The 12,868-nt window shown below is 49.6% G+C and carries 9 protein-coding genes and 1 pseudogene; 6 read left to right on the plus strand and 4 right to left on the minus strand.

Annotated elements, in window-relative coordinates; all coding sequences use genetic code 11:
- Entirely contained in the window at nt 1–2,706 is a 2,706-nt protein-coding gene (locus FEE96_RS20780) for an AsmA family protein (RefSeq protein ID WP_138165047.1), read from the minus strand.
- A gap of 290 nt (nt 2,707–2,996) precedes the next feature.
- Here FEE96_RS20780 and FEE96_RS20785 point away from each other — a divergent pair, with 290 nt between their 5' ends.
- Entirely contained in the window at nt 2,997–5,726 is a 2,730-nt protein-coding gene (locus tag FEE96_RS20785; protein WP_138165048.1) for an AsmA family protein, read from the plus strand.
- A gap of 482 nt (nt 5,727–6,208) precedes the next feature.
- Here the strand turns inward: FEE96_RS20785 and FEE96_RS20790 are convergent, their stop codons facing one another.
- The gene (locus FEE96_RS20790) at nt 6,209–6,655 is read right to left on the minus strand and encodes a hypothetical protein (RefSeq protein WP_138165049.1); all 447 of its coding nucleotides are present in this window, start codon (nt 6,653–6,655) and stop codon (nt 6,209–6,211) included.
- Between the two features lie 423 nt (nt 6,656–7,078).
- On the opposite strand from FEE96_RS20790, the gene FEE96_RS20795 reads away from it, so the two are divergent.
- The 5 genes and pseudogenes from FEE96_RS20795 (at nt 7,079) to FEE96_RS20815 (ending at nt 10,972) form a co-directional block, all read left to right on the plus strand.
- Nucleotides 7,079–7,516, plus strand: coding sequence for a DUF3592 domain-containing protein (locus tag FEE96_RS20795; protein ID WP_171021770.1), 438 nt, complete (start codon nt 7,079–7,081; stop codon nt 7,514–7,516).
- A 236-nt stretch (nt 7,517–7,752) separates the two neighbouring features.
- Nucleotides 7,753–8,262 (plus strand): hypothetical protein, encoded by a 510-nt coding sequence (locus FEE96_RS20800; protein ID WP_138165051.1) that lies wholly within the window; start codon nt 7,753–7,755, stop codon nt 8,260–8,262.
- Between the two features lie 47 nt (nt 8,263–8,309).
- On the plus strand, nt 8,310–9,539 hold the full coding sequence (locus FEE96_RS20805; RefSeq protein WP_138165052.1) for a hypothetical protein: 1,230 nt from the start codon (nt 8,310–8,312) through the stop codon (nt 9,537–9,539).
- Nucleotides 9,540–9,919: 380 nt separating this feature from the next.
- Nucleotides 9,920–10,184, plus strand: a pseudogene (locus tag FEE96_RS24150) (phage tail protein); the annotation flags it as partial.
- Between the two features lie 383 nt (nt 10,185–10,567).
- Nucleotides 10,568–10,972 carry a hypothetical protein gene (locus tag FEE96_RS20815; protein WP_138165054.1) on the plus strand — a complete coding sequence of 135 codons (405 nt, stop codon included), beginning with the start codon at nt 10,568–10,570 and terminating at the stop codon, nt 10,970–10,972.
- A gap of 111 nt (nt 10,973–11,083) precedes the next feature.
- Here the strand turns inward: FEE96_RS20815 and FEE96_RS20820 are convergent, their stop codons facing one another.
- Together FEE96_RS20820 and FEE96_RS20825 are read right to left on the minus strand one after the other, a co-directional pair.
- Complete coding sequence (locus tag FEE96_RS20820) at nt 11,084–11,488, minus strand: hypothetical protein (RefSeq protein ID WP_138165055.1); 405 nt, start codon at nt 11,486–11,488, stop codon at nt 11,084–11,086.
- Between the two features lie 72 nt (nt 11,489–11,560).
- On the minus strand, nt 11,561–12,412 hold the full coding sequence (locus FEE96_RS20825; protein WP_138165056.1) for a hypothetical protein: 852 nt from the start codon (nt 12,410–12,412) through the stop codon (nt 11,561–11,563).
- Between the last annotated feature and the right edge of the window lie 456 nt (nt 12,413–12,868).

Below are 12,868 nucleotides of genomic sequence, written 5' to 3' on the forward strand. Positions count from 1 at the left end.
TCACTCCAACTGCTGAAGATCTGGCACGCAGGGTTGGCGATTCGCTGGCATTTCATCCGCTCCATTGGTTCGTTTGGTCCGCGTTCCGCCGACATCCAGCTTGAAATTTGGTGCGGAGAGTTTGCCAGTCACATCAAACGGCCATGCGCTGCGCGCCAGTGGCCTGCCAACGCGACGCGGTTCGGCCCGCAACGCGATTGTGTCTTGCCTCCAGTCCACTGCTCCTCTGGCAACAAGTTGAACGCTGTCTGTTTCTGCAACCACCGAGTCGAATGTCACATTACCTGCATTGATCCGCACTGGGGCGACAACACAGGTAATGTCAGTATAGCCCTGGTGCAGCTCCTCGGAAAACAGCCATGGAAAAATCCCCAGACCGGCCAACTCCAGCAAGCTGGTGGCCACATTACCATTGCTCATCGAGATGGATGCCGAACCATACATGGAATTGATGAATGTTTCGATCGAATTTCGGTTGCCGGTGACGTCAAACCGACCGCGCAGCTTACCATGGGCATCGATACTCAGTCCAACGGCATCAAGAATTTTCCCAAAATCCCATCCGCTGGTGGCGCCAGATACCGACACGAGTTCGGGCGTTTCCAGCAGATCCATTTTGGCTTCAATCTTGAAGTATCCGCCGCCATAGGTCACTTCGAGCGGGCCCAAATGGACCTGTCCTTCCTGAGCGGTAAGTTCACTTGAAACGCTCGAAACACCTTTCTGACCGCTGATTTGCTTAAGGTCGATCAACACTGTCAAATCGGAGTCTAGGAACAGTTTCTCAAAATCAACCAGATCGGTTGGTTTGCCCTCTTCCTTGGGAAGGACCAGGGGTTGCACCTCTGGTTTGTCTGTTTCGGGTTCTTCCACTTCGTCTGATCCGCCGATCCTGCCCAGTTGCACAACGCCAGCAATCGCATTTTTCAGGTCATTAATGTCCAGCTGCTCGCTAAAAATGCGCCCGTCAATCTTGGGTCGCCCTTCCGACACGGTGGTCTCCAGTGAAGCGTCCAACCGAGAAGTTCCAGCACCCAGCCCCAGCGTTGTAGAGAAATCCTTTCCCTGTCCGCGCGCAGAGGCACTGATCTCCAATGGCCCAGTATCCACTTCATCCAGTTTGAGCGCCCGAAGGAACAGGGCTCCGTCCTCGATGTCGAGATCAAAGTCAAATTCTAAGTCGTCAAGATCGGTAACGTTGCCAAGAGCAACATGGGCCTTCAATGCCCAAACATCTGTGTTGACAGTAAAGGCATTTAGCTTGTTCAGACTCAGGAATCCTTGGGCATCGTCAACTGCAAAATCAGCCTTGATCCCTCCAAAAGATTCAGCCACGTCTTCGCCAAGGTCTTTCAGAACTAATGAAGCTGGGGCTGCAAGTGTTCCAGCTAGATCAAGTTGATTTAGCTGCAAAAGGTTTAAGATATTGCCCTTGGCGACGATGTAGGGTTGCTCACGAGGGCCGACTCGAAGCGAGATGTCTTCAAGTGCTAGCTGCCCTGTGGGTGTACGGCGGATACGTCCGATTGAAACGGGTCCAACTTGATCCAGTCCCTGGTCAAAGGCATTGGTAGCTAACAGCAATTCGTCGAACTTAAGTGATTGGCCTTCACTGATAATATTTGCTGAAATTCCCGCCAATTTGAGATCCTTCAACTCATTGGCGGGCACCGGAGGTTGCCCTTCTGGATGAAAGCGTGCGCTGAAAGACACTTCAATACCGTCCGCCTTCAGAAGGTTTTCCACCGCCCCCTCTGCCTTTATCTGTTGGCCTTCGGCGAGATCAACGACCACAGACAAGTTCGCTATGTTTAAAGCGCCAGACTGGCTTGTCAGGTCAGCAGAGAGCTTTCCTGAGCCTTCCAATACACGTTCCAATCCAATCACATCCAGAAAGTCGCCAAATTCTCCGGTATCCAAATCCAAAGATCCCATGAACCCTCCACCTTGCCCGGGAGGGACGGCACTGCCATCAAAGCTCAACATGAGTTCACCAAATTTCGCCCGCGTGGTGAATGGGGCCCCGGTGGGATAGCTGCCATCAATTTCAAAGGCCTGCCCATTAACCGAACCTAGGCTGGTGATACCAAGTCGTGCGCCATCGTCTAGTTGGTCAAGGTTTAAGTTCTTAAGGTCAAAAATAAATGAAAACCCAGACACTTGGTCGTCAACTGCCAATCCAACTGAGGTGAACGAAACAGTTCGGTGCCGTAGAAAATCGAGAATGCCTCCGTTGTTTGTTACCGGACTATCTGGAGCACTTGTCTGGGCATCGACCTTCGTCTCAATTTCTGGATCTGCAAGTTTATTCCTCGGTGTCCAGCTGGTGGATCCGTCTGCTTGGGTCAACAGATTCAATTGCAGACCGTCCACCGTCAAATTGTTCAGATCAACTTGTCGGTTAAGCAGCGAAACTAGATTTAGGTCCAGTTCCAGTAGGTTTAATTCCGCCAGATTGGTACCAGAGATGTCCTCACTGGGGATAGTAACACCTGCGACCATAATCCGGCTGATCCGGCCAGGAAACACGCTGACATCGCCTTTGACGTATAACGGTTGTCCGATCTGCTCGGATAGAACCTCTTCTACAATTCCAGCCCTAAAATTTGAAAAAATTGGTGCTGCAAGGAACATCCAGCCAAGGACAAGTAAGAGGACTGCAGTCCCAAGCGTCCATTTTATGATCCGGGAAATCCACTTTGCCATAATCCAGCACCCCAAATTTCAAAACTGATCTGTTCGCACGGGCGGTAAACAGGGCGCCCGCAGAGGTCTAATGAATACAACCTAGCCTTTAGCAGCTGTCTGCCAACTGAAAATTTGTCGCTGCTAGGGCTATGATTGACCGAACCTTGATCTGCATAGCGATCTCGGACTATCGAATTAGTTGCTGACCTGTTTAGATAGGGGAACCGCACTAAGACCGCGGTTTTCGTTTGGGGCCGAGCAAAATTCAGTCTCATCGACAGCTTTTGTTAGACTATGCGGAGAGTTCCATGCTGCCACGGATAAAACAAATCTTACTTTGGTTGCTGGGCTTAATGGGGCTGACACTCTTTGCGGCATGGGTGTTGGTGTCGTCATCGCTTTTGGCAAAGCCCCGAGGAGATTTGGCGGCGCGGCTTTTATCAGACAGATTTGGACAGGATGTTGAAATCAAAGACGGTTTGATAGTTTCGGTTGGGGCCAATGTGAAAGTCAACGCAAATGGCATAGTCTTGAGCCGCGAAGGTTTGTCCGATGCCAATCTCGCTACTGTTGAGCAGTTGGAATTCGTACTTTCTCTGAAGGATCTGCTAAATGGCCAAATTAGTCCGCGGGATCTAAGCATTAACGCGGCAAACCTTATGTTTGTTGTTGATGCAGAAGGAGAGAACTTTTGGGTAGCGGGTTCAGAAAACAAATCTCCGCAACCACCTAATACCAATGACAATGAACTTTGGAAGTTCCCGTCTGACATCAGCGTTCAGTTTTCAAATTCGCATATGATTTATCAAGATGCCAGAAACGGATTGGACCTAGATCTGCTGCTGGCCAGTGTGGACGTCGGCCAAACGGATACATTGGCGCCGCTTGTTTTATCTGCAAAGGGCGCCCTGAACGGTGAGGAATTGACGCTCAGGGGGGAACTGTCGGCAGATAAATCCTTCAAGGTGTCTGCGGATTTCAGCCAGATGGACCTTTCTTTGGAAGGAGCCGTGGATCAAGAGGGATACAAAGGGAAACTCTCCTTGTCTGTGGACGAGATTGGGCAACTTCTTGACGCCCTGAAACTAGAAAAATCAGTTTCCGGTACTGCGCAGGTTGCGGTGACGTATGAAATTGAAGAGGGTGCTAGCCGCATCCCTGAACTCAGTGTGGTTGCAGTGCTGGATAGTGGTCAAGCCGTGAAAGTCACTGGTGATTTAGGTGTGCTGGGTGATCCTACAGATATCTCAGTTCACACTGATATTAGCCTGTATTCCGCATCCAATATGCCGCCCTCAACAACGTCACGGCGGAACTTGAAACTGACGGGGGTTGTGATGGAACTGGTCGCCCAACCCAACGGAATCCCCAAGCGGGCCATGGTGATCAAGACCAACGGTTTCATATTAGACACCACAGGTGAGGGGCCGCCTCCGATTGAAGTCTCCAAGATTTCTCGCACAGAAGACGGCAAGTTAAGATTGGGTAAGGCAGTGCTGCGGATTGGGCCACCAGAAACACCGTTTATTGTCCTTGATGGAGGGATTGCAGACGCGTTGCGGCTTGAAGGTATTGATTTCAAGGCAGCGCTTGACTTGCCTGCTGCAAGTCTGGTGGCTCCGGAACTGTTTCAAACCTCAGATGCTCTTGGGACGGTTTCTGGCGGTTTTCGTTTGAAAGGGACGGGTAGAGCGCTTGAACTTTCTGAGCTCCAGGCTGCCACACGTGGCACTGACCTGTGGAACCTGAATATCACTGGAACGCTTCGTAACGCGCTGAAATTCGAGGATATTGCGCTCAGTATTTCGGCAGATGTTCCATCGGGTTCTGCTTTGCTCGAAACCATGGGATTGGTTGGTGTCGAAACGGGGGCGGTCGGTTTGAGAGCCGATGTATCAAGCGAGGCCACCAAGTGGCAGGTCGCTGCAGCTATCGATATGGATGAAACGGACCTTAGCTTAAACGCCGAATTTGACTTAGTTGAACCGCATCCGGTGTTACGAGGGCAAATTGAAAGCGACCTGATCCGGATTGAGCATCTGCGTCAGATCGTTGCGGCCTACATACAGTTGAAAAAGCTCGAAGAGCTTGAAGTGGAGGCAAAACAAGGGGCTCAAGAAACTGGAGCGACGGAAGACGTCGTCGTAATCCAGCCATTGGTTCTAAATTCTCCTAACCCCTCAGATCCGGCGGCAGACGGGCAGGCGGGCAACCAAGGTCCCATTCGCAATGTCACGTTGCGACCGTTGGGGCAGGCGGTTTTGATGTCGGGGTTGGATCTTGGGGTAAAGATCGAGCTTCGAAAGATCGAGGGGGAAAAAGGCGTTAGCAGTTTGTCCAGCGAGCTAGAGATGAAAAGCCAAAAAGCACGACTGGGCCCCATGAAAATAGAGTATGGCGGCGCATATTTTGACCTGACAGGATCGATAGATTTGGGTGAGACGCCGGATATCTTGACGCTAACCGGATCGACCGGAGGATGGGATTTCGGTGAGATGATGCAAGCGCTTGAAGTGAAGAAACAAGCAAATGGCATTTTGAAGGGAAGTTTCGACATCTCGGGCCACCATACTTCTGTAAGCGACTTTTTGGGGACGGCGACAGGGTCCGCCACGGTGTCTATGAGAAACGGGAGTATAGATACACAACTGCTGGATCTGGCGGGATTAGGTGTCATTCCGTGGCTTTTTTCAAAGGACAAAGGCGCAGCCGTTCCTATCGTTTGTGCCCGAGCACCTCTCTATTTTTCAAATGGGCACATAACCACCAAGCAGACTGTTGTGGAAACGGACCAAGTGCAGCTTGTGGTCTATGGTGACGTGAGCTTAGCGGGAAAATCCTTGGATCTCGCGGGACAGCCTCGCAAGATCGGGAAACCCTTGTCTCGCAGCCCCTGGCCGTTTACCGTCGTTGGTCCATTTGCGAAACCCAAAATTAAAGTTAAAGACGGACCACGACGCCTTGCGCGCTCGGATGGGGCAAAAACCATGCCACAAAAACGCCAACCCTGTGTTCCTGATATCCTGCAATTACAATAGGTCATTCTTTAATTGAAGAACTTTCGATTGGCCTCAGCTCTACGATTTGTCGGAATGAGCTTGGTGATTTTGTAGACCATATTGGAATGAAATCCCAAAGTGCAATTCTTAGCCGGGAGATGAATGACGCAAGGCGCCCCTAGTCAATGTATCCGACAAGCACTTTGTATTGGCAAAGAGACAGTCCATTTGACGACTCAACCATGAGGCCAGAGTGTTATCAAGATTGGACCGGTGCAATCCTGTTCCTCCAAGATTCCTGAAATCGAAGGGAAATCCATCTGGATGTCGTCCCAATGTTAGCCTGCTTTGCGTTTGCCATTATCATCATGGCCACCACCGCTTTCGCGGCAACGTTACTGCTTTGGTTATGAGCCAAGAGCCTAACCAAACTGACGATTGCAAGTTGTCGGGCCTGAGAGAAAAAACACACAGCTTCAGATGCGCGATGAGCACTAATAATCAGCTGGAAAAGTTCCGCTTTAAGTGCCCGGCGTTCCGCTGAATTCTTCCGATGGGGTCTGTTCGTCGCAATCGTAAACCTCTGCGGTGAAATAATCGCTGTTTTGATCTACAGTGAACCACATCTTGCCCCATTCATTTGCAACCCGTCCGTCTGGGTCGGTTGATTGTGTTTCACAATTATCGCCATCATAGTTGAACCAAAACGCCCCATATCTTCCTGGGAAGACGCCAGGGTGGTTGTCTGTGTACTGTGGTCCCATTCCATCGATATAGATGGCAACTTCTTTTCTGCGGTTGTTGTTATCATCCAAAAAGTAGAACACGCCGTAATTGCCACTGGCGCCATCAAAATACAGAGGTCCTTCGCGCGTATCCCACCAAAAGTCCGCCGAAGCTGGGGTGGACACTATTGTGGCCAAGGCCAGACTTGCTGCGGTCAAATAACCTGAATTTACAATTCTCATTTGGAAATCCTCAATATGAAGCAATTGAGCAAGTGTAGAGTCACCTTTCCAACGGAACCAAGCTTTATTTTCATTCTGGATGTCTCGATTCAGCGTGATGAGTTGCCCGAGGAGACTTCCAGCTGATTTTTCATAAAGGGGAGATGTACATCGTGTTCCTGATTGGCACAACTTGGAGTTGACGGCAGAATATGTTCTACAGAGGCTATCGGGAAATGTAACTAAGCAGCCTGCCGGCCAACCACAAAACGTTTGCAAGATACCTAGAAACGCCACAGCCCAGCAGGGCTGCGACCCGTTGAGAGAAATTCCCAACGACGTCTAGAATCGTACAGGCGGCTTGATTGGAATGCAAATTAGCTGCAACCTGCATGATAGGGCATTCTAATTGGGGACTGTCAGCTAAACATCAAAGGAAAGTATTTGGAAACTCCGCCGTTTTGGATTCTCGTTTTGATTTCAACCCTATTTGTCGCCCTGCCGATCGGCTTTATTGTTATAGGCAGCCGCTTAACTCTCAAATCACTGCGTTTCAAAGAACGCGCTCAATCGATTACTGGCACGGTGGTTGAGGTTATAAAAACCAATAACTCAGCCGACGCACAAAGCACGTTGTACGTCTATCAACCAGTTTTCGAATTCCTGGCTCCGGATGGATCTGCCTTACGCGGGAAATCCGCTAGCATTAGTAGCAATATGAATTACTCCATCGGCAGCCAGCACCCGATTTTGGTAGATTTCGACGATCCCACCACTGTGCATACCAAGGGCAATCACATGCTAATTATTGGTGTCATGTGTGTTCTGGTCGGTGGCGTTTCAGCTGCGTTTGGGCTTAACGCTATATTTTCAATGATCTAGATTGACCTTGTTGGCTAGGTAGATACGCCTTGGTTGATTGTGCGGATGGGACCTAAACTTACTGTGGTTCCAAAGGAAGGATGCAACATAGATTTAGCGACACTTGATTGCCCGCTCGACAGATTATTCTACATTCAGTGAATTAAACCCTGCAAGAGGTTCTATCTATGTCAGCCAACCAAAAAACCTTCGATGTTTTTGCGTTACGACCTTTCTGCAAAGAGCGGCGCGTCGGAATGGTTTTTCTCGCCCTGATGTTGGCTGGTTGTCTACCCGGCGATGTTACAACGCGCGACTACTCGACGTTTCAGACATACCAGTTCCAACAAACACCCGGTCTTGGATTTTGCGCTGACAAAGATTTGGTGTTTTCTGCCAAAATCACCCGTAAGGCTGATGGAACAATGGCATTCGATCATTCACTATTGGTTCTTGCTGGACCAGATCCAGAACAATGCGAAGACGGCGTGGCTGCACAAGAAGGTTGCCTGAAAGCAAAACCCCAACCATCGAGAACATTGAGCAACCAAGAGGCTGATCAAGTTCACGCCACCTTTGCGGATGTGGATTTCTATAAAAGGCCTGATCCGATTTGCCGCCAGCTAGCCATAGATCCTTGTGTGATTGAACGGCATTCCTGGGATACTAATGAGCTAAGCGACTTTGTCTGTGGTTCAGATCGACTGGGCGAGGACCAGAGAGCAGATATTCGCGAACTTCTGTCCAGCCTTCGAGACGGAGGTTAGATTCTTGACGTCACAACATCTCAAAATCAAATGTATTGGACTTCAAAATGAATAAATTACTGGGCGCAGCAACCGCAGCCATGATGTCTATATCAACGTCGGGCTTTGCCGACGGGTATTATGATCTTTTCGGATCTCATGGCGACAAATGGGGTGAACTTACTTTTGAAAAAACTGTCGGAGAATACACCCATTGGGTTTGGCCAAACGAAGAGGGCCAAGTAGATTTCTTTATCTACAACCCGTCTGGCGGCAGAGATGGGTGGTCAGGCGGAATTTATGATGGGTATTTCACCGTTGATATGCCTGAGGAAATCATAAATCCTTGCGGAACAACAATCACCGATGCGTATGGTTATGACGCAAAGGAATGGGGCTCTGCGCGGATGGAATGGACCAGCAGTGATGAGTTCATTTTGCAAAGATGGCGGTGCAACGGAACGTCGCTAGATCTGCAAGTCATTGGCAGATATGCTTGGGACCAGTCCGCCAACGAACCTGTTGTACCAACTACTGCCACTCTTGCCTTACAATCTGACCATATCCCCTTAAGCGTCAATGATCCTGCTTATACGGTTCAGGGCCTCGACAAGAACCCGGCAATCTATCTGAATGTGGACTTTTCGGATGGGACGTCTGGGGACTACGACTACAAGAAGTTCTCGGCCAACAATATCATGTTTGACGATGAATCAGGTGATCCGAATGACATCATCAAGATCAATTACTGGGACATAGATTCAAACAACCCCGGTCTTGGTCAATATGCAGCCCAGTTAACATCGACTGGAAATGGCGTGGGAACTGCGGAACTTTTGGTTTCATTCAGGGACGCGCCATATGTTACTGCCTCGGTAACGGCTACAGTGGTCAGCGCAATCCCGCAGATCAAAACACCCGTCAGTGCAGCGTTGGCATTGCAGTCTTATACGCTCCCCCTAAGCCGTCGAGATCGCGCCTATACGGTGTCACAGCTTGATTTGTTCCCGGCCATTTTTGTGACTGCCCATTTTGAGGACGGAACATCGGTTGATCATTCCTATCAAAAAGATTTCGCAGACAATGTGATCATCGATGATGTGAGCGGTGATCCCTATGATCTGATCGAAATTGTACAATGGCCCGTTTTTGACAACAACCCACATGGACCCCAATTCGCTGGGCAGTTGACGTCAACTGGTCGTGGCATAGGGACTGCGAACCTGCTGCTTTCATTTTTAAACGCACCCGGAGTGACTGCATCAATTGCGGTAAAGGTTGTCAGTGGGGCCAACTGATCTACAGCGAAATTAGCTCGATAACTATACTTTGAAAGAGGAGGGCCATTTGAGGTCCAGTTTTCGTTAACACTGGTGCCTAGCATTGCATCGAAATTCTACTGCGCAGCGCCCATCCTGCCGTCCATTAGCGTCGAAGTGTAATACCATAGCTGTTCAGTGGAAGTCGTTTCAGCTCTAAGGTGAATCTTCAGTACGTGTTATGAAAACAGGTAGCTTTGCGTTGATTTCGTTCAATCTTCCACCAATAATCTTGCTATTACTCGCGAAAATTCGACGGAATTTTGCATGACCTAATCTATTACTCAACGACATCTTGGAGAGACCAAATGAAAAAACTACTAGCATCGATCGCGTTGGCATCAACGATTTTCACTTCATTGGCCGGCACGCCGGCACAGGCTGGTGAGACACCGTATATAGGCGAAATTTCGTGGTTTGCAGGGAATTTTGCACCACGTGGCTGGGCATTTTGCGACGGTCAACTGTTGCCCGTCAATCAATATACAGCGCTGTTTGCCCTCATAGGTACGACCTATGGCGGTGACGGGGTAACCACCTTTGCGCTGCCCGATATGCGTGGCCGCTCTCCGGTCCACGCGGGCGATGGACCTGGACTTGAAATTAAAAAGTTGGGTCAAAAGAGCAGTCTACCCGTAGGCGAAGGAAATTATACGGAGTCTAATCTCGGGATAAATTGCATTATCGCATTGGTTGGAACCTTCCCGTCGCGATCCTGAGTTGTTGAGTGCTAAAAACTGAAGAAATCCATTGGCTCATTCTGCATCCAGCATTGGTTTAAACCCAACCTAGAATGTGGAATGGGCAGTGAATTCCCCAAGTCGCAACTGCGCCCAGAGTTTGCGCTGTTGACTTGAAAGATTGCAAGCTCAAGCGTCTGTTTGGAAATGCATGGACCTTGTATTTTTGTGTCGCAGGGCCGGTGTAAGGAAGAGATCACTGACACGTCCCGTATTAAATGGCTGAAACTAAAGGACAAAATCAAAGATATTTGCTAGGAGAAGCCCATGTTTAGAAAAGCAATTTCCACAATTGCCATTCTTGCGACCTTTTCACCGGCCTTCGCAGGCTCATCGACACCGTCAGCCGCCCTCCAAGCCTACGTCAAAACCGTTGCGGCGGCGACATCATGGAGCCAAATAACGCCACTGATGTCCGATGCGGCGAACAGCAAGTTGTCTGCGTTATCTGCCGCCGACCAGAAAGGCATGCTTGGCTTCATTTCAGGTATCCGCGCTGATCAAACGGATTTTCGAATTGTCAGTGAAGAGATCAACGGTATCAAAGCCACCATTCACGCAACAGGGTGCCTAGACGGCGAGGCCATTGACGAGACAACACAGCTCGAACATGAAGCAGGCACCTGGAAAGTCCGCAAGGTCAACATGGGCCAAGACGGAAAAAAGTGCTGACGGCCTTAATCTCGTTTTCCTGAACTAAAACCAAGATACCAAAGTGGGAAAAACCGGAACAGCTGTACATTCGGTCCATTAAAGAAGTCAAAGAAGACACCCATTCGGGTGTTACTTTGGCTCACAAATTGCCGGCGTTGTAAAAAGTTCAGACGCCATAACACTCGCCGATTTTGATCTTGTGTCAATGATAACCGCAACATCAACAATGTAGCTTGGATCTACGTTGTTTTCCAATGCAAGCCCGTGGAACGAAATGAACGGGCCAGACAACACTGTCGCGCCTGCAGGCCCCGTCCAGCAGCCGGAGTAGGCACACCAGCTGATTTCGTCACGGGTAACATCGATGCTCATGGGGGTGTGGGCGTCGGACTGTGTGCATTTTCCATCGCTACAGCTGATCTCAAAATCAGCGTTGGTACAGTGCCATCCACCATCGTCGGCGGCATAGGTTGCAAATGGTATCATGACGGTCAGAGGCAAGGCCAAACGTAAGGTTCTGGTCAATAATCGCATATCGTATCCTTAGTTGAATCCGCGACTGGAAATGACAGTCGCGGTCTAGAACATACTCAAAACACTGTCAGGTTACATGCGACAGGCACCGCCGTTGTCGGGTGGAGCATCCATACGCGGGAAAGAAAAGCTGACGCTGTCGAAATCGATCACAAATCCCCCATTTGCCCAACTCCATGTTCCGTAACCGTAGTGCACACTACCAGTCACACAGTCGGCATACATATTCAGGACGTCCTGTTCGAAATACGTTTGAGTACTTTGCTCTGCATCAGCCATTGGGACAACGATTTCGCGTGCATCAACCGAGGTCAAAATGGCCCAGCCGTCGCTGGCCTCAACATTGTATTCAGCACCTTTGGAGTCAGTTATTGTGTAGACGTTTTGGTCGGGAATATCACCGTGTGGAACACCCGCATCTGGCGACATTTCGATCGCAGCGCGGCTGTACGCCCATTGCTCTTGGCCTTTTTCACATACGCCGAGGTCAATTCCGAAAGCCAGGCTATAGCCGTCTGGGGCGATGTCGGTATTGGTCCAGACCAAGGTACCATGTGCATAGTACGGGGTTCCATGTTCATCCACGACATTGTACCCGCAGTTGGGCCAATCGGAGTCGTCAGGAGACTGAGTACTGACCCAGAACCCATAAAAGGGTTTGTTTTCTGTAAGGATAGGATTGTTTTCATCCATCGTTACATAGATTGCATCAGGATCGACATAGAACTTCATGTGCTTCGCGCGCATCTCCAAAAGCGCCATGGTGTCGCCAGAAGCCACCTGCACGTCCCCGATGATCTCGATGTCGTCAACATAGTTTCCATCCGCCGTAAACATTTGGTCGACGCCATCTGCATGGGCGGGCAGGGCACATAAAACCGACAGGCCAAAACTCGCTGCTAATTTCTTGACTGAACAATTCATTTTATTCTCCAAGCCTAATCAATATCTGACACTAGCACCTGATTGCGAATGCGACCAACATTTCCGGAAATACGAGAAATTGTGATCCCAGAGCTAGGACCTCAATTGCCGGATGCCTGAGATCAAGCGAGTGGAGAGAATAGACGTAACAAGCAAAGCGTGCGATCCTCCGCACTGCTGTGGCGCTCGGCTTGTTCGTTTGGAGGCAAACCGTGAACCTTTGCAAAGTTCGGAAAAAAACCTAGCGGAACACATCTCTAATCTTCGGAAGCCAAACAGCTAACGTTCCCACCAGGCCGCCATTCTGTCCCGAAATTGTTGACAAGAAAACATTGTAGAAATGCCGTTACTCGCGGGACATTTCCTTTAACCTCCCAGATTTGGGAAGAAGGAGATGTTCATGAACAAGGATCAACGCGAGATTCAACGTAAGCTGCGGATACTGCGATACGCAGA

The sequence above is a fragment of the Parasedimentitalea maritima genome, assembly GCF_005771405.1.
Classification (GTDB): Bacteria; Pseudomonadota; Alphaproteobacteria; order Rhodobacterales; family Rhodobacteraceae; genus Parasedimentitalea; species Parasedimentitalea maritima.